17 protein-coding genes and 1 other RNA gene are annotated in these 20,887 nt (G+C 58.8%); 1 reads left to right on the top strand and 17 read right to left on the bottom strand.

The window, feature by feature from the left end; all coding sequences use genetic code 11:
- Positions 1–410: 410 nt before the first annotated feature.
- A complete protein-coding gene (locus AVCG78_RS09610; RefSeq protein WP_071206610.1) occupies positions 411–1,715 on the top strand; it encodes an MFS transporter in 1,305 nt (434 codons plus the stop codon).
- A 116-nt stretch (positions 1,716–1,831) separates the two neighbouring features.
- Here the strand turns inward: AVCG78_RS09610 and murB are convergent, their stop codons facing one another.
- The 17 genes from murB to AVCG78_RS09695 all read right to left on the bottom strand — a co-directional run bounded on the left by murB (position 1,832) and on the right by AVCG78_RS09695 (position 20,591).
- Entirely contained in the window at positions 1,832–2,806 is a 975-nt protein-coding gene (gene murB, locus AVCG78_RS09615; protein WP_156601672.1) for a UDP-N-acetylmuramate dehydrogenase, read from the bottom strand.
- The gene (gene murC / locus AVCG78_RS09620; protein WP_071206519.1) at positions 2,803–4,218 is read right to left on the bottom strand and encodes a UDP-N-acetylmuramate--L-alanine ligase; all 1,416 of its coding nucleotides are present in this window, start codon (positions 4,216–4,218) and stop codon (positions 2,803–2,805) included. The genes murB and murC overlap by 4 nt, the downstream gene beginning before the upstream one ends.
- Positions 4,215–5,336 carry an undecaprenyldiphospho-muramoylpentapeptide beta-N-acetylglucosaminyltransferase gene (gene murG, locus AVCG78_RS09625; protein ID WP_071584885.1) on the bottom strand — a complete coding sequence of 374 codons (1,122 nt, stop codon included), beginning with the start codon at positions 5,334–5,336 and terminating at the stop codon, positions 4,215–4,217. Before murG ends, murC begins: the two co-directional genes overlap by 4 nt.
- A gap of 17 nt (positions 5,337–5,353) precedes the next feature.
- Positions 5,354–6,508: a putative lipid II flippase FtsW gene (ftsW, locus tag AVCG78_RS09630; protein WP_015916506.1), complete on the bottom strand. Its 1,155-nt coding sequence runs from the start codon at positions 6,506–6,508 to the stop codon at positions 5,354–5,356.
- Between the two features lies 1 nt (position 6,509).
- On the bottom strand, positions 6,510–8,105 hold the full coding sequence (locus tag AVCG78_RS09635) for a Mur ligase family protein (RefSeq protein WP_081355391.1): 1,596 nt from the start codon (positions 8,103–8,105) through the stop codon (positions 6,510–6,512).
- 7 nt (positions 8,106–8,112) lie between these two features.
- Positions 8,113–9,213 carry a phospho-N-acetylmuramoyl-pentapeptide-transferase gene (gene mraY / locus AVCG78_RS09640; protein WP_060717637.1) on the bottom strand — a complete coding sequence of 367 codons (1,101 nt, stop codon included), beginning with the start codon at positions 9,211–9,213 and terminating at the stop codon, positions 8,113–8,115.
- 52 nt (positions 9,214–9,265) lie between these two features.
- Positions 9,266–10,699, bottom strand: a complete 1,434-nt coding sequence (locus tag AVCG78_RS09645) for a UDP-N-acetylmuramoylalanyl-D-glutamyl-2,6-diaminopimelate--D-alanyl-D-alanine ligase (RefSeq protein WP_071584887.1) — start codon at positions 10,697–10,699, stop codon at positions 9,266–9,268.
- On the bottom strand, positions 10,696–12,156 hold the full coding sequence (locus tag AVCG78_RS09650) for a UDP-N-acetylmuramoyl-L-alanyl-D-glutamate--2,6-diaminopimelate ligase (RefSeq protein WP_071584888.1): 1,461 nt from the start codon (positions 12,154–12,156) through the stop codon (positions 10,696–10,698). Before AVCG78_RS09650 ends, AVCG78_RS09645 begins: the two co-directional genes overlap by 4 nt.
- Before the next feature lie 64 nt (positions 12,157–12,220).
- Entirely contained in the window at positions 12,221–13,969 is a 1,749-nt protein-coding gene (locus AVCG78_RS09655) for a peptidoglycan D,D-transpeptidase FtsI family protein (protein WP_071206510.1), read from the bottom strand.
- Positions 13,969–14,388 carry a cell division protein FtsL gene (gene ftsL / locus AVCG78_RS09660; RefSeq protein ID WP_071206508.1) on the bottom strand — a complete coding sequence of 140 codons (420 nt, stop codon included), beginning with the start codon at positions 14,386–14,388 and terminating at the stop codon, positions 13,969–13,971. The genes AVCG78_RS09655 and ftsL overlap by 1 nt, the downstream gene beginning before the upstream one ends.
- 3 nt (positions 14,389–14,391) lie before the next feature.
- A complete protein-coding gene (rsmH, locus tag AVCG78_RS09665) occupies positions 14,392–15,417 on the bottom strand; it encodes a 16S rRNA (cytosine(1402)-N(4))-methyltransferase RsmH (protein ID WP_015916514.1) in 1,026 nt (341 codons plus the stop codon).
- A gap of 116 nt (positions 15,418–15,533) precedes the next feature.
- The gene (mraZ, locus tag AVCG78_RS09670; protein WP_071206506.1) at positions 15,534–15,974 is read right to left on the bottom strand and encodes a division/cell wall cluster transcriptional repressor MraZ; all 441 of its coding nucleotides are present in this window, start codon (positions 15,972–15,974) and stop codon (positions 15,534–15,536) included.
- 430 nt (positions 15,975–16,404) lie between these two features.
- Positions 16,405–16,804, bottom strand: an RNA gene (gene rnpB, locus AVCG78_RS09675) — RNase P RNA component class A.
- Between the two features lie 50 nt (positions 16,805–16,854).
- The gene (locus AVCG78_RS09680) at positions 16,855–18,048 is read right to left on the bottom strand and encodes an NAD(P)/FAD-dependent oxidoreductase (RefSeq protein ID WP_071206503.1); all 1,194 of its coding nucleotides are present in this window, start codon (positions 18,046–18,048) and stop codon (positions 16,855–16,857) included.
- A 161-nt stretch (positions 18,049–18,209) separates the two neighbouring features.
- Positions 18,210–18,803: a lytic transglycosylase domain-containing protein gene (locus AVCG78_RS09685; RefSeq protein ID WP_015916516.1), complete on the bottom strand. Its 594-nt coding sequence runs from the start codon at positions 18,801–18,803 to the stop codon at positions 18,210–18,212.
- A 295-nt stretch (positions 18,804–19,098) separates the two neighbouring features.
- Positions 19,099–19,857, bottom strand: coding sequence for an N-acetylmuramoyl-L-alanine amidase (locus AVCG78_RS09690; protein ID WP_071206501.1), 759 nt, complete (start codon positions 19,855–19,857; stop codon positions 19,099–19,101).
- The gene (locus tag AVCG78_RS09695; RefSeq protein ID WP_015916518.1) at positions 19,854–20,591 is read right to left on the bottom strand and encodes a J domain-containing protein; all 738 of its coding nucleotides are present in this window, start codon (positions 20,589–20,591) and stop codon (positions 19,854–19,856) included. The genes AVCG78_RS09690 and AVCG78_RS09695 overlap by 4 nt, the downstream gene beginning before the upstream one ends.
- Between the last annotated feature and the right edge of the window lie 296 nt (positions 20,592–20,887).

The raw sequence follows: 20,887 nt of genomic DNA on the forward strand, positions 1-20,887 counted from the left end.
CGCACCGAATAAATCCTGTCATTAATGACTAAATCCTATCATTGATGACGGGAAAATATCGGAGCGATTAAGTCAACAAATCCCACAGGTTGCACTTGTCGACATCGCAATTATATAAATATTTTATAAACAACAACAATGATAAAAGTCAATCTAAACTTCGTTCGTCTAAAGGCACACAGAGGTGAGCCGATCGGTCATCCTGATGGTTTTCGATGATTTTCAAGCAGTGTTCCTCGCATGAGGATTGACCAGGAAAACACCGCTTATAGCGCCGAAATAAGCAGAGCCAGTTGAAATTGCCCATGCATATGCGTAAAGCCAACCGCTAACGACAAGTGCCGCAGACTCTTTGAACGTACGGCATGATTGCAAAAAACACCATTGAACTCAAATTGGACCCCATCACCATGACTGATGCGATACGCACCGTATCGCCGTCCGCCGAGCCGCTGGCACCTGTTGCATTGAATTCTCCTGCACGGGTCCTGACGGCAAGCCTGGTCGGCACCACAATCGAATTCTTCGATTTCTATGTCTACGCCACTGCCGCCGTGCTGGTTTTCCCGGCGCTATTCTTCCCCAACAGCGATCCGATGACGGCTCTGCTGGCGTCTTTTGCCACTTTCTCCATCGCGTTTTTCGCCCGTCCGCTGGGTGCTGTGGTGTTCGGCCATTTCGGTGACCGTATCGGTCGCAAGACGACGCTGGTGGCAGCTCTGCTGACCATGGGCATTTCCACTGTGGTGATCGGCCTTCTGCCGACTTACGGACAGATCGGCGTGTTTGCGCCGTTGCTGCTGGCGCTGTGCCGGTTCGGCCAGGGCTTTGGCCTTGGCGGTGAATGGGGTGGAGCCGTGTTGCTGGCCACCGAAAACGCCCCGGAAGGCAAGCGCAACTGGTATGCGATGTTCCCGCAGCTTGGCGCACCGGTTGGCCTGTTCCTGTCCTCGGGCATTTTCTGGCTGCTGCTGCATGTGATTTCCAAGGACGACCTCATGGCCTGGGGCTGGCGTGTTCCGTTCCTGGCCTCCACCCTGCTGATCGTCATCGGTCTCTGGGTGCGTTTCTCGATCTCGGAAACACCAGCCTTTCAGAAAGCCATGGAAGCCCATGAGCGGGTGGCCGTGCCGGTCGCCGAGATCTTTGGGAAGTACAAGCGCAGCCTGTTCCTTGGCACTTTCGTGGCGCTGGTGACGTTCGTGCTGTTCTACATCGGTACGGCCTGGCTGCTGTCCTACAATATCAAGGTCTTGCAGATCCCCTTCCTCGACGCCCTGGAAATCCAGATCATGAGTTCGGTGGTATTCGGCATCTTCATTCCGCTGACAGCCAAGGTTGGCGACAAGATCGGTCGCCGCAAGGCGCTGATCGGCATCACCGTGATGATTGCCGGTTTCTCCTTCTTGCTGCCGGTTCTGCTGACCGCAGGCGAGACAGGCGTGGCAATCTTCGCCGCAGGCTCCATGGCCTTGATGGGCATGACCTACGCGCTGATCGGGGCTGCCCTGTCGGCCCCCTTCCCGACCAATGTTCGCTATACCGGCGCTTCGCTGACCTTCAACTTCGCAGGCATTGTCGGCGCGTCGCTGGCGCCCTATGCAGCCACCTGGCTCCAGGCCAATTACGGCATGGCCTATGTCGGCTACTATCTCGGCCTTGCCGCCGCGATCACGCTGGTCTGCATTCTCGCATCGCGTAAAGGTGAAGTTTAACGTGTCGATGCCCGGCTTGCCGGGCATCGAATGCAAAGTTGAATCAGATTCTGAACAACAAAAAACGCCGCCAAGTGATTCACCTGGCGGCGTTTTTTATGAATTAGCCGTTTGGTTTATTCGCTTGTCACGCCCATGAACGGCTTCACTTCGCTGCCGGGCATGAACAGGCCGAGACGCTTGATTTCCCATTGCAGCTTGACGCCGGACTGTTCGAATACCTGACCACGGATGGTCTCGCCCAGATATTCAAGATCATAGGCCGTGGCATGGCCGACATTGATCATGAAATTGCAATGCAGCGACGACATTTGCGCGCCGCCTATCATCAGACCGCGTCCACCAACTTCGTCGATCAATTCCCAGGCGGAATGGCCTTCCGGGTTTTTGAAGGTCGAGCCACCAGTCTTTTCCTTCACAGGCTGCACGGTTTCGCGGTGCTGGCGCACGGCGTCCATTTCAGCCCGGATCGCCGATTTCTCCTGGGAGAAACCTTCAAACAACCCGCTAATGAAGATCAAACCTTCCGGCGCTGAGGAGTGACGGTAACCATAGCCCATATCAGCCTTGGACAGGACATGCAGATTGCCCTGGCGATCCACGGCCTCGACCTCGATGACCCGCTCAGACGTCTCGCCGCCATTGGCACCGGCATTCATCCTGAGCGCGCCGCCGATCGAGCCGGGAATGCCATAGTAGAACGCGAACCCGCCGATATTATTGTCCATCGCCATGGCAGCGATATGCTTGTCGGGGCAAATGGCTCCAGCGCGGATGCGATTTTCGCCTTCCAGCTCAAGGCCGCCAAACCCCTTAGCCGACAGGCGGATCACCATGCCGGGAATGCCGCCATCGCGCACCAGCAGGTTGGAGCCGACGCCGACCACGGTGAGCGGCACATCATCGGGTAGCAGTTTCAGGAAGGTGACCAGATCGTCCCTGTCATGCGGCTGAAACATCAGTTCCGCCAAACCGCCCGCCTGGAACCACGTCACGCGGTCCATCGGCGCGTCCGGCGTCAACCGTCCCCGCAGCGCATCCACACCCGGCCCCAAGCGGGCCAGCAGCTTTTCCCCATCCACCTGTTTCATTCCGATTTTCCCGAAAGCGCTTGCAATTCTGAAGGCAGCGCCGCTGCCCATTGTGTAATATTTCCAGCCCCCAACAGGACCACAAAATCACCCGGCTGTGCAATGGTCGAAATAATTCCGGCCAGCTGATCCGGCGAGGCCAGATAGCGCACATCCCGATGACCGCCCGACCGGATGCGCGACACCAGCGCCTCAGAATCGATGCCCTCGATGGGATCTTCTCCCGCAGCATAAACTGGCGACAACAGAATACTATCGGCATCGTTGAAGCAATTGGCGAAATCCTCGAATAGACTCGACAAACGCGAGAAGCGATGAGGCTGATGCACGGCGATGATCCGGCCCTTGCAGCTCTCACGCGCCGCCTTCAGTACGGCCTTGATTTCCACCGGATGGTGGCCGTAATCGTCAAACACCTGCACGCCATTCCAGGTGCCGGTCAGGGTGAAGCGCCGCTTGACGCCACCGAAGGTGGACAGGCCCTTGCGGATCGCTTCCTCGGAAATATCCAGCCGGTTGGCCACCGCAATCGCCGCGCAGGCATTGGAAATATTGTGGCGGCCTGGCATCGGCAGAGTCAGGTCTTTGAAGCTAAAGACCCGGCCCGTGCGGCGACGGCGGATTTCCACATCGAAAATCGACTTGGTGCCTTCATTGCGAACGTTGGAAAACCGCACATCGGCCTGCGGGTTTTCACCATAGGTCACGACCTTACGGTCCTCGATCCGGCCAACCAGCGCCTGCACTTCGGGGTGATCGAGGCACATGACCCCAAAACCGTAGAACGGCACATTCTCGACGAATTGCCGAAACGCGGCCCGCACAGCGTCAAAATTGCCGTAATGGTCCAGATGTTCCGGGTCAATATTGGTGACCACAGCCACATCGGCGGGCAGTTTCAGGAAGGTCCCGTCCGATTCGTCGGCCTCGACCACCATCCACTCACCCTCGCCCATGCGGGCATTGGTGCCATAGGCATTGATGATACCGCCATTGATCACCGTCGGGTCGAGCTGGCCTGCCTCAAGCAGCGCCGCCACCATTGAGGTGGTCGTCGTCTTGCCATGGGTGCCGCCGATGGCGATGGCATTGCGAAACCGCATCAACTCGGCCAGCATTTCGGCCCGGCGAACCACGGGCAGCAGCTTTTCACGCGCAGCCACCAGCTCGGGATTGCTTTTCTTGATGGCGGTGGAAACGACAACGACCTCGGCATCGCCCAGGTTCTCCGGCTTGTGGCCGACAAAAACCTCGATGCCCTTGGCGCGCAGGCGCTGCACATTGGCGCTTTCAGCCTGGTCCGATCCCTGTACCCGATGGCCGAGATTGTGCAGCACTTCGGCAATGCCGCTCATGCCGATCCCGCCGATCCCGATGAAATGCACCAGACCGATGCTCTTCGGCATTTTCATGCTTTCACGTCCTTCATAGTCTTCACGCTCTTGCCTTCGGCAATAGTCTGAACCAGATCGGCAAGCAAGCCTGCTGCTTCCGGTTGTCCCGCACTTCGCGCCGAGGCCGCCATTTGGGCCAGCTTGGCCGGGCTTGTCATCCAGTCCTTCAACAACGCCGACAGCTTTTCCGGCGTCAGATCCGATTGCGGCACGACAACCGCCCCGCCCTGACCGGCAATCGCCGCCGCATTGGCGGCCTGATCGTGATCCAGCGCATAGGGATAGGGCACCAGCACCGCAGGGCGGCCAATCACGCCAAGCTCCGATACGGTGGACGCCCCGGAGCGGGAAATCACCATTTGCGATGCGCCGATCCGCTCGGCCATATCGCCAAAGAACGGCGAAACCGACGCGGGAACCTTGAGCTTCTCATAGAGCGCTTTCACCCGGTCGGCATCTTCCGGCCGCGCCTGCTGGGTGATGCGCAGACGCGCGCGCAACACGTCGTCCAGAATGCAGATGGCGCTTGGCACAGCGTTGGAAAAATGCTGGGCACCCTGGCTGCCGCCAAACACCACAAGCTCGAATGGATCGCCATCGCCGGACGGCTGATAATCCGTCTCGGAGGCCGCCAATACCGCAGGCCGCACCGGATTACCTGTCACCACAGTCTTGTCGGCATAGGCACCGCCCGCTGGCAAGAAACCACCGGCAATGGCCTTGACCCTTGGGGCCAAAAACCGGTTGGCCCGGCCCATGACGGCATTCTGCTCATGGATAACGGTTGCAACACCAAGCGCACGTGCCGCCAGCAAGGGCGGGATGGTCGGATAGCCGCCAAAGCCGATCACCACTTGAGGCTTCAAGCCTGCGATCAGGGTGCGAGCGGCACGATAACCGCGCCACAACGTCAGAAGCGCTTTGGCGACGGCAACAGGATTTTTCGAGCCGATGGTGGCTGAAGGCACGACATGGATGGCGTCGGCTGGAAACTTGCCCGCATAGCGTTCGGCGCGGCTGTCCGTCACCAGATGCACGCTATAGCCCCTGGCTCTCAGCTCATGAGCCAGCGCTTCGGCCGGAAACAAATGGCCGCCGGTACCCCCGGCGGCAAGAAGAATGAGACCCTTGGTCATGACTTACTCCGCGGCCCCTATTCTGCTGGAACACCCTGGACCGACCTGAACAACCGCCGCTCCTGCGAGCGTTTTTCCGGTCGGTGGCGGGTCAGCGCCAAAATGAAGCCTGCCGTAACGCCAATCGCCACCATGGAAGAACCACCATAGGAGATCAAGGGCAGCGTCATGCCCTTGGCGGGCAGAAGTTCCAGGTTAACGCCAATATTGATCATCGACTGCACGCCGATTTGCAGGATCAGCCCGGCCACCGCAAAACGGTTGAAGTCGTTGCGCTCACGAAAGGCATGGCCAAGGCCGCGAATGACCAGGAAGGCAAAGATCGACACCAGCAGCAGGCAGAAAATGATGCCGAACTCCTCGGCGGCGACCGAAAAGATGAAGTCGGTATGGGCATCGGGAATGATCCGCTTGACAATGCCTTCACCCGGCCCGACGCCGAACCAATTGCCTCGAATGATCGCCTCACGCGCCGTATCCACCTGGAACGTATCGCCCTCGCCGGTCAGGAAGCGGTCGATACGGCCAGCCACGTGCGGCATAGTATAATAGGCAATTGTCGAACCGGCGCCGCCGACCAGGGCCAGCACGATGATGAAGATCCACGGCACGCCCGCCATGAAGAACATGCCGCTCCACACGACAGAGGTCAGGATGGTCTGGCCGAAATCCGGCTGAACCATCAACAGCGCCACGACGACCATGAACAGCAGGATGGCAAAGAAATTGCCGGGAATATCAGGCTGGCGGGCATGTTCGGCAAACAGCCAGGCACAAACCACCACGAAGGCGGGCTTCATGAATTCCGAAGGCTGGATCGACAGGCTGCCGAAATTGATCCAGCGATGCGCACCCTTGACCTCCGGTCCGAAGAACAGCGCCAGGATCATCAGGGCAATCGAGGCAAGCAGGATGAGGACCGCGGCGCGGCGCACCTGCCGGGGCGACAGGAAGGACAGGCCGACCATGGTCGCCAGGCAGGGAATGGTAAAGGCCGCCTGACGGCGCACGAAGTGGAAGCTGTCCAGCCCGATGCGCTCGGCAACTGCTGGCGACGCGGCAAAGGACAGCATGAAGCCGATGCCCAGAAGCACGATGAATGTTACCAGAAAGAGCCGGTCGATGGTCCAGAACCAATCCGCCAAAGCTCCACGTTCTGCACGGCTTACCATGTCATGTCTCTCCTGAAGCCTGTTGGATCAGCATCGTCACATCGTCAAGCCCGGCTACCAGCGAAACGAAGGCTTCGCCCCTGACTTCAAAATTCTTGTACTGGTCGAAGCTTGCGCAAGCCGGGGAAAGCATCACGGCAACCTCGCCGCCATTCCCATCGTCTTGCGCATCGGCGCTGGCATGGGCAAGCGCCCGGTCCAGCGTACCGGAAATCTCGTAAGCAACAGCATTGCCAAGCGTGGCGGCAAAGCCGGATGCGGCCTCGCCGATCAGATAGGCCTTGGCAATGCGCGGAAACAGCGGCGAAAGGCTGGCAATGCCACCCTGCTTGGGCAGGCCGCCAGCGATCCAGTAGATCCGCTCATAGCTGGACAAGGCCGGTGCAGAGGCCTCGGCATTGGTCGCCTTGCTGTCATTGACAAAGACCACATGTCCCCGCCGCCCAACCGGCTGCATACGGTGCTTCAACCCTGCAAAGGACGACAAGCCAGCCTGGATTTGCTCTTTCGATAAACCGACCGTCAGACAAGCGGCAATGGCGGCTGCCGCGTTCTGAGCATTGTGGCTGCCCCGCAGCGTGGCGATCCCGTTCAGGTCGGTGATCAGATCGTCACCACGGAAAATACGGTGATCCCGGTTATATAAACCATCCTGGAGGTATCTGTGCTGTGAAATGCGGATGACGCGGCTGGAGTTACCCCCCTCTGTCCTGCCGGACATCTCCCCCTCAAGGGGGGAGATCGGAACACTCAACTCCGTCGCCTCTGGCGCAACTGAAAATGGGAATCGGGCGGCGTCCTCCTCGATCTCCCCCCCTGAGGGGGAGATGCCTGGCAAGGCAGAGGGGGGTGCCTCACGTTGGACAGAATGAGAAGCCGTCTGCCGCACCCGTTCCTGCTGCCCGGCAATCGCCTCGCAATAGTCGTCATCAACGCCGATGATCGCCACACCGCTGCCTGCCACCAGCCGCTCCTTCACCGCCGCATAATTTTCCATGCTGCCGTGGCGGTCGAGGTGGTCGGGGGTGAGGTTGAGAAGAATGCCAGCCGTCGGGTCGATGCCGGGGGCGAGATCAATCTGGTAGGATGAGCATTCCACTACATAATAACGATCAGGCGCGGGCGGCTCCAGGGTCAGCACCGCCGTGCCGATATTGCCGCCGATCTGCACATCATAACCGTTGTGGCGCAGAATATGGCCAATCAGCGCCGTGGTGGTCGATTTGCCATTGGTGCCGGTAATGGCGATGAACGGGCAATCCGGGGCTTTCGCCTGCCGCTCGCGCACGAAAAGCTCGATATCGCCGATGATCTCGACGCCTGCTGCCCTTGCCAGATCCACCGTCCAATGCGGCTTGGGATGGGTCAGCGGCACGCCCGGCGACAAAACAAAGGCGGAAAGCCCGCTCCAGTCGATCTGGCGTAGATCCCGTGCCTCCAGCCCTTCTGCCCGCGCTTTCTCAACGCTGTCAGGATTGTCATCCCAGACCGTAACCGCCGCACCCCCGGCCACCAAAGCGCGAGCCGTGGCAAGGCCGGAGCCGCCAAGCCCGAACAGGGCGACACTGCGATCGGAAAAACTGGTAACCGGGATCATCGCGCCCTCACCGCAGCTTCAGTGTGGCAAGACCGAGCATGGCAAGGCCGACAGCAATGATCCAGAAACGGATGACGACCTGGCTTTCCGTCCAGCCCTTCTTTTCGAAATGGTGATGGATCGGCGCCATCAGGAACACCCGCTTCTTGGTGCGCTTGTACCAAAACACCTGAATGATCACCGACAGGGTTTCCATGACGAACAGCCCGCCGATGATCACCATGACGATCTCGTGCTTGGTGGCCACCGCTACCGTGCCGATCAACCCACCCAAAGCCAGCGAACCGGTATCGCCCATGAAAATGGCCGCTGGCGGCGCATTGAACCAAAGGAAGCCAAGCCCAGCCCCGATGACCGCGCCAAGGATGACGGCAAGTTCGCCGGTGCCCGGCACGAAATTGATCTGCAAATATCCTGAGAACACCGCATTACCGGCGAGATAGGCAATCAACCCGAATGCTGCCGAGGCGATCATCACAGGCACGATGGCCAGCCCGTCCAGCCCGTCGGTCAGGTTGACGGCGTTACCAGCGGAAACGATGACAAAGCCGCCAAAGACGATGAAGAAATAGCCGACATTGAGCAGCGCATCCTTGAAAAACGGAAAGGCGATGGAGGTCGCCAGATGCGGGCCTTGCGGCGCGGAAATCTTTGCCGCTTCCATCATGAAGAACACCGCGATCCCGGCAATCAGAAACTCGATGGCCAGCCGCGCCTTGCCGGAGAAGCCCTTGTCAGATTGTTTGGTAACCTTCAGGTAGTCGTCGTAAAAGCCGATGGCACCAAAACCCAGCGTCACCAGCAGCGTTGCCACCACATAAACATTGGAGAGATCAGCCCAGAGCAGTGAGGAGCCGACAATACCGGCCAGAATCATCAGCCCGCCCATGGTTGGCGTACCGGACTTCTTGAAATGGGTCTGCGGCCCATCGGCACGGATCGGCTGGCCCTTGCCCTGGCGCACTTTGAGAGAGGCGATGATTTTCGGCCCGAACAGGAAGACGATCAAGGCTGCCGTGAACATCGCCGCCCCGGTCCGGAAGGTGATGTACCGGAACAGGTTGAAAAATTGTACGTGGTTTGCGAGTTCGACAAGCCAAATCAGCATCAAAGGCACTTTCTAACATCTATCCGGCCCGTGACGCGGGTCCGGCATTAGCCTATTCTGGGCGGCGGGTGTCGTCCAATGGGGGATAGTTGTCAAGCAAAGCCGCGACAATCTTGCCAAAACCGATGCCCAGCGACGACTTGACCATCACCACATCACCACCGTGAACCGAGGTGACAGCAAAAGCGGCCAGATCTTCAGCGGTATTGAAAGACGCAACCGAAACGGTCTCCGGCAATTGCGCCCGCAATGCCGCCATGGCCGGTCCTGCCAGCCAGACATGCTCGATCCCGGCGGCCAGCAGCGGGCCAGCCAGATCGGCGTGCAACTCCTCGGAAAACTCGCCCATTTCCAGCATATCGCCAAGCACGGCGATGCGACGGCCCTCGCCGCGCGGCTGGGCTGCGGCCAGCACCGCAATGGCAGCGCGCATGGAGGCGGGGTTGGCGTTATAGCTTTCATCAATCAGCGTGAAGAGACCGGAGGCGCAGCGCAGCCGATGGCGCTCACCCCGGCCCTTGACCGGTGACAGTCTGCTCAATGCATCGACCGCACCATCCAGATCAGCACCCAGAAGACGGGCAGCACCCAGCGCCGCCATGGCGTTTTCAGCAATGTGGCGGCCCGGCGCGGCAATCACCACTTCGCGGGTCTCACCGTCGATGATCGCCCAGGCGGTCGAGCTTTCGGCAGCACCATCAAATTCCGCCAGCCGGAATTCCGCCTTGGCATGCTGGCCAAAGGAATGGATATGGGTAATGCCCGCTTCCTGCGCCTTGTGTTCCAGATATTCGAAATAGGGATTGTCGTGGTTCAAAAGCACGCCGCCATTGGCCGCGACACCGGAAAAGATTTCCGCCTTGGCATCGGCGATCTCATCGACACTGGTGAAATTGCCGAGATGGGCAGGCGCAATCGTGGTGATAACAGCCAGATGCGGGCGCACCATCTGCACCAGCGGGGTGATTTCGCCGGAATGATTCATGCCGATCTCGAACACACCGTATTGCGCAGTGGCGGGCATCCGCGCCAGCGTCAGCGGCACGCCCCAGTGATTGTTGAAGGAAGCGACAGCCGCATGCACTTCGCCAGACGGCGCCAGCACCTGACGCAGCATTTCCTTGGTCGTCGTCTTGCCAACAGAGCCGGTCACGGCCACGATCCTGGCGCGCGATCGGGCACGGGCGGCAATCGCCAGCCTTCCCAACGCCTGTAGCACATCGTCAACGACGATCATCGGCACGGTCAACCGGCCAAGCGCGGGCAGCTTTGCCTCGTTGACCACCATCAGCGCCGCACCATTCGCCACGGCAATGCTGGCATAATCATGCCCGTCCACCCGGTCGCCCTTGATGGCGAAGAAGGCTTCTCCGGGCTGGATGCTGCGGCTATCGATGGAAATGCCAGTAATGCCCGGCGGCATGGTGCCGACCGGGCGTCCGGTCATGGCCGCAACCAGATCTTCGATGGTCCAGAGCAAGGTCAAGGGTGAAACTCCTCCATGGCTTTGCGGATTTCGGCGTGATCGGAAAACGGCAACGTTTGCGCGCCGACAATCTGACCTTCTTCATGGCCCTTGCCTGCAACAATCAGCGTATCGCCGGTCGCCAGCATTGCCACACCGGCGCGGATTGCCTGGGCGCGATCACCGATCTCGATGCCTTTCGGGGTCGCTGCCATTACCTCACCGCGAATGGTGGCGGCCACTTCCGAGCGTGGATTATCATCGGTGACGATGACGATATCGGCCAATCGGTCTGCGATCTCGCCCATGATCGGGCGTTTGCCCTTATCGCGGTCGCCGCCGCAGCCAAACACCACGATAATCCTACCACTTGTAAAAGGCCTGACCGCCGTCAGCACATTTTCCAAAGCATCCGGCTTGTGGGCATAATCGACATAGGCAAGCGCGCCGCTTTTCGCCTGCCCCACCAGCTCCAGCCGGCCCGAAGCGCCTTGCAGCTTTTCCAGTGCTTTCAGGGCGACCGAAGCCTCGACGCCGGTCGAAATGGCAAGACCGGCGGACACCAGCGCATTGGCAATCTGAAAATCCCCTGCCAGCGGCAGATCAACTTCAAAGATCGCACCGTGATGATGGATTTCGGCAATCTGCTTGTGGCGGAAATGCTCGACCCGTTTCAGGCTAAGGAAATCCCCGGCCCGGCCAACGGTGCGCACATCATGACCCGCCTGCCTTGCCACCCGGATTGCTTCCGCCGACCATTCATCATCGGCAAAGATCACCGCCGGAGACCCTTTGGGCAGCAGGGTGTCGAACAGGCGCATCTTGGCGGCCATGTAATCGGCAACGGTCGGGTGATAATCCATATGGTCGCGGCCAAGATTGGTAAAGGCGGCAGCGGCAAGCCGCACACCGTCCAGCCGGCTCTGGTCGAGACCGTGGCTGGAGGCTTCCATGGCCGCGTGGGTCACGCCCTCTTGCGCAAGGTCTGCCAGCAATTGGTGCAGGGCGACCGGATCGGGCGTGGTCAGCGAACCGTAATCGCTACGGGTTGGGGAAATCACCCCGGTCGTGCCAATCTGCGCACTGGCAAGCTTGGCATAAGCCCAGATCTGGCGTGTGAAGGAGGCAACAGACGTCTTACCCGCCGTGCCTGTCACCGCCACCATGATGTCAGGTTGGCCGGGATAGAAGCGGGCAGCAAGAAGCGCCAGCGCATGACGCGGCTGGTCGGTGACCAGAGCCGGAACGGCAATATCCAGATGAGAACCAGAGAGCACGGCAGCCGCGCCCCGCACTACCGCATCGGCAACGAAACCCGCACCATCAGCCTTAACGCCCTGCAAAGCCACGAACAGCATGCCGGGTTCAACCTTGCGGCTGTCGGCGGTTATTCCGGTGATCTCAACGTCGCCGACCGGCCCATCCAATGGTCCGGTCAGATCCCCAAAATCGCCGCTGGCGAGATCTCGCAATTTCATCGTCTACCTGTCCCCTGCCGCGCAGCAGGAGCAGAGCCCTGCGGCAACGGCGAATCAATCGTCCTCAATATGAGACGAGCATATCATTGCCCACCTGTCCGTAATTGGGTTCTACACCGAGAATTGGGGCAGTTCTGCGAATAACGTCGCGCACGATCGGCAAAGCGGTAAAGGCCGAAATCGTACCACCGCCCTCGCCGCTCAAGGGCTCGTCGATAAAGCTCAGAACCACATAGCGTGGCTTGCTCATCGGGAATGCACCCAGAAAGGCGTTGAAATTCAGCTTGCTGTCATAACGGCCATTAACGACCTTATCGGCTGTCCCTGTCTTGCCGCCAACATCGAGACCTGGGACGCGCGCGCCACGCCCGGAGCCGTTAATGCCATTATATTCAAAGAGATAACGCATATCGGCGCTGGTGGATGGCTTCAGCACGGCTTCTGCCACCTCGTTTGCCTGGTCCACGCTGCGCGGCAGGAATGTCGGCTGGATCAACTTGCCGCCATTGATGAGCGCCGCACCGGCGACCGCTGTCTGCAGCGGCGTCGTCGCGACACCGTGGCCGAAGGAAATCGTAACCGAGCTGATTTTCTTCCACTCGCCCCTTGGCTGAGACGGCATTTTCACTTCCGGCAGTTCCGTCTTCATCTTGGTCAAAAGGCCGAGACGGTTCAGGTATTCCTTCTGTTCGGGAATGCCGACCACGTCGATGATCTTTGCCGTACCGATATTGGAGGAATATTTGAAAATATCGGGAACGCTCAGGAATTTGCTCTGGCCGTGAAAGTCGTGAATGGTAAATCCACCGATTTTCAGCGGATAGCGTGCATCGAACACGTCGCTCAGTTTTACCCGACCGGTATCCAGACCCATCGCCATCGTGAAAGACTTAAAGGTCGAGCCCATTTCGAACGTGCCGTTCGACATCCGGTTCAACCAGCCTTCCTTGGCACCTTCCTCCGGCTTGTTGGGATCGAAATCGGGGTAGGACGCCATGCCCAGCACTTCGCCGGTCTCAACATCCAGCACCACGGCACCCGCCGACTTGGCCTTGAAATTCACCTGGGCAGCGGCCACCACATCATGAACGATATTCTGGACGCGCAGGTCGATGGAGAGCTTGACCGGCTCCAGCGGCGCATTGCTGGTCATGCCGAGATCGGCCAGATCCGCCAGGCCCTGGTTGTCGATATATTTTTCCATCCCGGCCATGCCGCGATTGTCGATATTGACGAAGCCAACAATATGGGCCGCTGTGGAACCGCCGGGATAGAAACGGCGAATTTCCGGCCGGAAACCAATGCCGGGAATGCCCAGCGCCAGGATCTGGCTCTGTTGCTTGGGCGTCAACTGACGGCGAAGCCACTGGAAATGCGATTTCGACGAGAGTTTCTTGTAGGTGTCGCGGCTGTCTAGGTCGGCCAGCACCGTTTGCAGCTTTTCAACGGCTTCATCCACATCGACAATCTTGTGCGGCTCTGCAAACAGCGACACCGTCCTGATATCGGTGGCCAGAACCTGGCCATTGCGATCGAGAATATCGGGACGCGCCGCCATCAACCGATCCGGCGGCATGATGCTGGAGGTGCTTTCGGGATGGGCATAGCCATACTGCACCAGCCGACCGCCAATCACGCCATAAACCAGCGTGAAACCGAGGATCAACAGGCCGACGCGGCGCTTGGCCATATCGGCCTTGCGCTTGCCAGCGCCTTCGAACGCGCGGCCCTTGCCGCGCACGGCGCCACGACGCACGTCGGTGGAAAAATGGGCCCGGCTTTTCAGGAGCATCATACGGGAAAGAAAAGTCATCAGCGTTTCACCGATCCGGTTATGACCTTATCCATCGGCACTGGGACCGGCTTACCATTCACAATCTTAATACCATCGGCGATCTTGGGACCGCCTGTCTTGGACGCCGGGGCCTGTACCACAGGCACCTGGGATTTCAACATCGGCAATTCATTGGCCCGCGCCAACTGGTTGGGATCGGTTTGCTGGAGCTTCAGCTCCTGACCAAAGGTATTGGCCAGTTTTTCGAGGCGGTTCGGCTGGGTCAACAAGGCCCAGTCGGCCTGGAGAAGCTCAATCGTATCCTTCTCCAGCTTGATCTCAGCTTCGATGCGCTTCAGATCCTGCACTTTCTCATCGGTATTATGCTTGATCTGGTAAGTCACGGCTGCCGCTGCCGCCATGGCGCCGATCATCACGATGTCAAAGGTTCGCAGCATGGCTCAGGCCCCCAATCGCTCGATTTCCGCGAGATCCGGCAAATCGAAAATGGAAAAATCGGCCTTCATGGCTGGATGCGCGGTACGGATGCCCGCGCGTAGTTTTGCAGAACGGGCACGAGGATTGATCTCGGCCTCCTCTTCGGTGGCTGTCACCATTCCCTTACCGACCGGCTCGAAGGTTGCCGGACGCTCGAACGCCATGGGCATATGCCGCGAACCGGCGGCCTTACCGGAACGGTCTGAGAAGAATTTCTTGACGATACGGTCTTCAAGCGAATGAAAGGTGACGACAACCAGCCGTCCGCCCGGCTTCAAGGCCCGCTCGGCGGCAAACAGCGCCTCGGCCAATTCGCCAAGCTCGTCATTGACGAAAACCCGCAGCGCCTGAAACACCCGCGTCGCCGGATGGATCTTGTCCTTCGCCTTGCGTGGGGTGACGATCTCAATCATGCCCGCCAGATCGCGCGTGGTCTGGAAAGGATGGTTGACCCGGCGCTTTTCAATGGCGCGGGCAATGCGGCCGGATTGCTTTTCCTCGCCCAGAAAGCCGAAAATCCTAATGAGGTCGCCAACCTTGGCTCGGTTGACGACATCGGCGGCAGACACACCCGTGCCGGACATCCGCATATCGAGCGGCCCGTTGCGCTGGAAGGAAAACCCACGCTCGGCCTCATCGATCTGCATGGAGGAGACGCCGATATCGAGAACGATGCCATCCAGCCCGCCTTCGGGGGCAAAATTATCCAGCGTGGAAAACCGGGTATGATGAAGCGTGAGACGACCGGCGCGAGCAGCAACCATGGCTTGCCCGCCGGCAATCGCATTCGGATCACGGTCAAGCGCGATGACATCGGCACCAGTATCGAGAATAGCTGAGGTATAGCCACCCGCCCCAAACGTACCGTCCAGGATGACCTTACCGGCAGAGGGCTCCAGGGCTTCTATGACAGGCTCGAGAAGAACCGGAATGTGACGGACCGGTCCGCCTTCGGCTTCAGCATACCCTCCGCCAAGATCCGTCACCATTCCGCTTCTCCGCCTTAGACTATCTCCCTTTTTCTTTGAAAAATGGAGATAGTCCACATCATTGCATTTGCGCATTTCCGGACGGAAAACCGGTTTCCACTTTTCCTGGAAATGCTCTAACTGGAACCCGCCCTCTTCAGACCGAGTCCCTTTCTTGCCGCCGCCTGCGCCTCGTGAAACGCCTGCGGCTGCCACACTTGAAAATGATCCGAGCGACCGACAAAGGTCACTTCGGACGCAATACCCGTAAAGTCGCGGATAAAATCCGTGACCATCAGACGCCCCTCGCTGTCGAGGCGCATGAAAACGCCGCCCCCATGTACGAGAAGCGACATTTCGTTGGCAACCGGCGAAAACGGATCCTCGCCGACAATTTGCCGTTCGTAGCGCTCCAACAGATCCGGCCCACCGATACTGATCGCCGGAAAGGTGAAATCCTGGAAGCAATAAAGCTCCTGGATGCCCCGCTCCACCAGAACAGCACGGAACGCCGCCGGAACGGAAACCCGCCCCTTCGTATCGATCCGGTTCGTCGCATTGGACAAGAAGCGGTTCATTACGCGCTACCGCCGCCCCTTTTCGATCAACGCGGTCCACACACCCGCATTTCCATTGATACACCCGAGCCGACAAGCCCCTTGCCGCTAGGACGAAACAGGAAAAATAGCCACTCCAGGCCTGCTTCTCAGTCTCGCATGTCGGGGCTGTTATCCGCCCCTCGGCAGTGCACTTATGGGATAACATGGGACACCATGGGCGTCAATGGGATTAGGGTTAGCAAACCAGTCTACTTCATCGGAAATTTATAACCCGTTAAGATTAATGAATGGTTATTATGGCTCGACGGAAGCAAGCCACCCATATCCGCAAGTATGCTTTCTAATAATATGAAAATAAACGAAAATTAGCAAAAGAGGGAAAAGGGGGCGCAACGGCGCCTGTGGTTTTTCAACCTCAAGCAAGGCCTCCGCACGGCCCTTGGCAGGAAATACCAGTCGGCCTGTAAGCCGGGTTCTGTATGGCCCCGGTTTCCCGGAACGTGGCAGCCATTCATCTGGGACGATACTTGCGCACCGCCTCTCGCAACCCACCCGGATGACTGGCCCGAAAACCGGCTGTAGCGCAACTTGCGTTGCACCCGCGTCATCCCTATTCGGTCTTGCTCCCGGTGGGGTTTACCATGCCGTCCCTGTCACCAGCGACGCGGTGGGCTCTTACCCCACCCTTTCACCCTTACCCCGATAAACGGGGCGGTCTGCTTTCTGTGGCACTTTCCCTGAGGTCGCCCTCGCCGGACGTTATCCGGCACCGTGTTTCCGTGGAGCCCGGACTTTCCTCACCCTACCGCCTTTCGGCATTGGTAAAGCGCGGCTGCCCGGCCGACTGGTTCGGCGTGATTAACGGAGACATCTGGAGAAAGCCACCGAAATCATGCGCTCAAACGAAAACAGGCGTGAAATCTGCATCATACTCCTCATGGACAATCGTGCCGCGCAGGATCAACTCGGCACCCAGCCGGCCAATTTCGTCAGAACTTTTCGCCGCCGCCCCGCAGCCGCCAGTCAGCACCGCGATGCGTGGGCTGTCGCTAAACCCGATGGCCGGATAGCCACTGCCCGTAAAGGAGGTCACGCAGGGCGCCATCGACACCGGCGCCTGGGCAACACCCGGCACCAGCGATCTGCAAATGCGCGCCAGATGATCGCGTGCGCTTTCCCGTCCGCCACCCCTGAACCAGGCGCGGATTTCGGGCTCGGTCTTCAGCCTGACATCATCGGGATCGCCGCCGATCTTGAGATAGGTTTTACCATCAGGGTAGCGCACTGGTGGAAGCAGATAGATATGATCGCGTGGATTGGACGGCTCGTGAATGAGCGACGGCATGCCGTGATAGGCGGGCAGATCCTGATCGGCGATTTCGAAAAAGGTCACCGTGCGGGCATAAACCGACAGATCAATCCGGCGCGGCAACAGTCTTTCGGCAATGGAAAATCCGCCCGTGGCAACCAGCAGTTTTTCGGCTTTCAACGCCTTGCCGCCTGCGGTCGTGACCACCGCATGGCCGCCCTCGTCGCGAATGTCTATGACCACATCGTTGATCAGAGATGCCCCCGCCCGAGCAGCCAGCTCCGACTGGGCCTCCACCAAACGGCGCGGATTGACGTAGCCGGCGTGATGCGCCTCATAAATCCCAATGGAAACAGGCTCGAACCGGAAATAACTGAAACGCTCGGCAAGACCGGCATGGTCGAAAGACTGGGTGGAAACGCCGAGCCCTTCGGCAGCGCGCGTTGCCTTGGCGACATAGTCGGAATGACCATCCGGGCTCGTTCCGACGATCAGGCAACCGGCTTCGTGGTAAAACCGGATACCGCTCTGCTGTTCGATTTCACTGTAGCGGGCAATCGATTCATGCGCGAGCTTTGCCCAGACAGGATCGCTATCGATGGTACGGGTGATTCGCGCTTCGTCGTAATGGCTGGCAAAGACGCCTTCGTGGCTTTGCTTGTCAGCGGGCTCATCCGGCCCGACCAGTGCCACGCCATCCGTTTGCAATGCCAGATGCCGCGCCGCCGCCGCACCCATCATACCGCGTCCGATAATGAGATATTTGAAGACCTGATCCGTCATACCGCTCGTCCAAAATGATTTGCCAATTGGATAGCATTATCGATCAGACTTGCCACATAGTTTGATTGATCTGACGCAAGAACCGGCAGAAACGACGGTTCTTGCGTGATCACCACGTCGCCTCACCCCACAAGAATGGTAAAAGGGACGCTGTCAGCTTTTCAGCTGTTTTCCAGCGCAGCTTCCACCTGACCGCAATATTGCTTGGAAACCGGGTTCATGCGTGTCGCGCCGTGGCCGGCATTGTAGCGCAGAATGGCACCGCAGGTATCACCGCCGCCAAGCTGGTGGGCCATGGCGAGATATTTCATCCCGTATTTGAGATTGGTGGACGGGTCGTAAAGCCCGGCGACAGTACCGGTATAGCCCATGGCGCGGGCGGTGGCGGGCTTGATCTGCATCAGGCCGACTTCGCCATGCGTACCGCGCGCTTTCGGATTGAAGCCGCTTTCGATTTTCACCACGGCGCTGGCCAGTTCCACCGGCACGCCATATTGCTTGGCATAGGACGAGATCAGGGCATGATAGGGCGCCTTGCCAGCAGCCCCCTGCATATCGGCCTTCTGATCATCAGTCCCGGTTTTATTCGAGAGCCTGGTTTTCTCCAGGGGCTTGGCGAGGTCGGCTTGCTGTTTATTGGCACGCAACATGTCCATCAGGGTCAAGCCCTTGCCGGCATCAGCAGCCTCGGCTTGGGAAACAGCAGACATAGAAACGGCGATGCATGCCGCGGCAGCGAAAAGCGAGGTTTTCATGAAAAAGGTCAGTCTCCAGACAAAGGGGCGGACACGGATGTCAGCAAAGCGCACTATTTACCCGTCCACTGCCCAGCAAAGGACAGCGATGTTCATCGCCCTCATCGTTGATATTTGCGAAAGACTTCCATTTTGGAAATCACATTCGCTGTTCATCTCAACCGCTGCCGAGGAATACCATGGCTGCGACGGCTGCTGTTAGACAGACTCAATAAGGAAATCCTATGGCATGGTAAAAAGAGGTGATTTTCGACCCTGCCGACAGCTGTCTGCGAGCAGCAACAGCCCGCAATCCTCAGCTGAAACGCGGCAGCGCCGCCAGCAGACGATGCAGGGTGTCGATGGTCGAATAATCAGCCACGCCATCGACCTTGGAGGGGCGGAAATGCAGCTGGAAACTTCTGACGACACCCTCGGTCACAGCATCAAAATCCCCATTGATTTCAACAGGGTATCCATAGAGAGACAACATGGATTGCAATGCCTCGACCGGCTGGCCGCGATCCCCTCTCTGGAAGAACCGGCCCCCGGTGATCGCGGTTGGCTCCACCCAATGCCCTACGCCCAGAGCGTGTAGCCGATCCCAGGGGAAATGTTCGCCCGGATCGACCTTGCGAACCGGGGCAATATCGGAATGGGCCAGCACCCGCTCCGGGGCGATGGACCAGCGACTTGCACAATCAAGACACAATTGCGCGACGGCATTCACCTGTTTTTCGGGATAATCCGGCAGAGACGGATGTCCGGCATTGGCAATCTCGATGCCAATTGAGCGGGAATTGATATCGGTCACGCCCGCCCAGAAACTCTTGCCGGCATGCCAGGCTCGGCGGCTTTCCGGCACCATCTGCACGACATCACCGTTTTCACGCACCAGATAATGGCTGGAAACCTGGCTTTCCACAGTGCAGAGCCAGGAGAGTGCTGCCTCTTCGCTCGGCATGCCGGTATAATGCAGAATGATGGTGTCAGGGGCCGCGCAGTCGATGCGCTCACCGTGGTTGGGGGATGGCACCACCACGGCGTCTGGATAATCGGCGATGAATGCAGTCATGCGGCCCGGCGTTCCTTTTCAATCGCGGCATAGGCTGCGTTGAAACTGGCCATCCGTTGATGAGCGGCGGCATGCATTTCCACTGGCAGGCCGCGCGCATGCAGCCGGTCGGGATGATGCTCGGAGGCCAGCGCCCGGTAGCGTTTGCGAATCGTGCCAAAATCGTCACTGCGCGACACGCCGAGAATGCCGTAGGGGTCCTGGTCGGGCGCGAGATGACGGGCGGAAATCTGTTCGAAGCGATCCTCACCAATCTCGAAAATTTCGGCGATGCGAGAGAGAAAAGCCAGTTCCTTCTCGTGGATCAACCCGTCCGCCGTGGCGATGTGAAACAGGGCGTCAACGATTTCTTCGAGCACCGGGCACCCTCTGGTGCGCGAGCCGCAGAGGTTGGCGAGCTTTTCGGCATAGGCTTCGTAACCAGCGATATCCTGCTTGGCGAGATTATAAAGGCGCGCGACGTTGCGGGCTTCTTCCGGCGGAAAATCGAAAATGCTGCGAAACGCATTGACCTCAGCCTGCGACACGACACCATCGGCCTTGGCCATCTTGGCGGAAAGCGCAATGATCGCCACGGAAAAAGACACGCGCCTGCGCGTTTCCGGATCACCCTCGAAGACGGTGCGGATCGCTTCGACAATCGACGACAAGGCATTGCCAGCCGCGTCGCTGACCGCGCCGAGCAGCCGCTCCCAGAGGGACGATAATTGTTGGCAGGCGAAATCGAAAATCATTTTGACAGATTGACCAAATTATCACTTGAAATGCAAGAGAAGCACCCCACTGTTTCGGGTTAAACTTTGTTCACTTTCCGGGTTTTACCGCAGTGCGGTAACAGCGGATGCTTCACGTCTTCGTTGGCATACTAGCTTTTCCACAAGCCTCCCGCTTACCGCTTTCCATTTGAAACGATTATATTTCCGTGGCTGATGACATTTCCACGAAACTGCGGATTTTGTTCAATTTTTCGCTTTACAGCATCCGGCCTCTGTCGCATCCATTGGCACCATTTCGTAAACGTCTGCGGCAC

Origin of the sequence: Gillisella vitis, from assembly GCF_021559775.1 — a bacterium.
GTDB classification, from domain to species: domain Bacteria; phylum Pseudomonadota; class Alphaproteobacteria; order Rhizobiales; family Rhizobiaceae; genus Allorhizobium; species Allorhizobium ampelinum.

Excerpts from the sequence above, each read along its gene's own strand:
- AVCG78_RS09610 (WP_071206610.1), top strand. The coding sequence starts at position 411 with ATGACTGATGCGATACGCACCGTATCGCCGTCCGCCGAGCCGCTGGCA.
- murB (WP_156601672.1), bottom strand. The coding sequence starts at position 2,806 with ATGAAACAGGTGGATGGGGAAAAGCTGCTGGCCCGCTTGGGGCCGGGT.
- murC (WP_071206519.1), bottom strand. The coding sequence starts at position 4,218 with ATGAAAATGCCGAAGAGCATCGGTCTGGTGCATTTCATCGGGATCGGC.
- murG (WP_071584885.1), bottom strand. The coding sequence starts at position 5,336 with ATGACCAAGGGTCTCATTCTTCTTGCCGCCGGGGGTACCGGCGGCCAT.
- ftsW (WP_015916506.1), bottom strand. The coding sequence starts at position 6,508 with ATGGTAAGCCGTGCAGAACGTGGAGCTTTGGCGGATTGGTTCTGGACC.
- AVCG78_RS09635 (WP_081355391.1), bottom strand. The coding sequence starts at position 8,105 with ATGATCCCGGTTACCAGTTTTTCCGATCGCAGTGTCGCCCTGTTCGGG.
- mraY (WP_060717637.1), bottom strand. The coding sequence starts at position 9,213 with ATGCTGATTTGGCTTGTCGAACTCGCAAACCACGTACAATTTTTCAAC.
- AVCG78_RS09650 (WP_071584888.1), bottom strand. The coding sequence starts at position 12,156 with ATGAAATTGCGAGATCTCGCCAGCGGCGATTTTGGGGATCTGACCGGA.
- AVCG78_RS09655 (WP_071206510.1), bottom strand. The coding sequence starts at position 13,969 with ATGACTTTTCTTTCCCGTATGATGCTCCTGAAAAGCCGGGCCCATTTT.
- ftsL (WP_071206508.1), bottom strand. The coding sequence starts at position 14,388 with ATGCTGCGAACCTTTGACATCGTGATGATCGGCGCCATGGCGGCAGCG.
- rsmH (WP_015916514.1), bottom strand. The coding sequence starts at position 15,417 with ATGGTGACGGATCTTGGCGGAGGGTATGCTGAAGCCGAAGGCGGACCG.
- mraZ (WP_071206506.1), bottom strand. The coding sequence starts at position 15,974 with ATGAACCGCTTCTTGTCCAATGCGACGAACCGGATCGATACGAAGGGG.
- AVCG78_RS09680 (WP_071206503.1), bottom strand. The coding sequence starts at position 18,048 with ATGACGGATCAGGTCTTCAAATATCTCATTATCGGACGCGGTATGATG.
- AVCG78_RS09685 (WP_015916516.1), bottom strand. The coding sequence starts at position 18,803 with ATGAAAACCTCGCTTTTCGCTGCCGCGGCATGCATCGCCGTTTCTATG.
- AVCG78_RS09690 (WP_071206501.1), bottom strand. The coding sequence starts at position 19,857 with ATGACTGCATTCATCGCCGATTATCCAGACGCCGTGGTGGTGCCATCC.
- AVCG78_RS09695 (WP_015916518.1), bottom strand. The coding sequence starts at position 20,591 with ATGATTTTCGATTTCGCCTGCCAACAATTATCGTCCCTCTGGGAGCGG.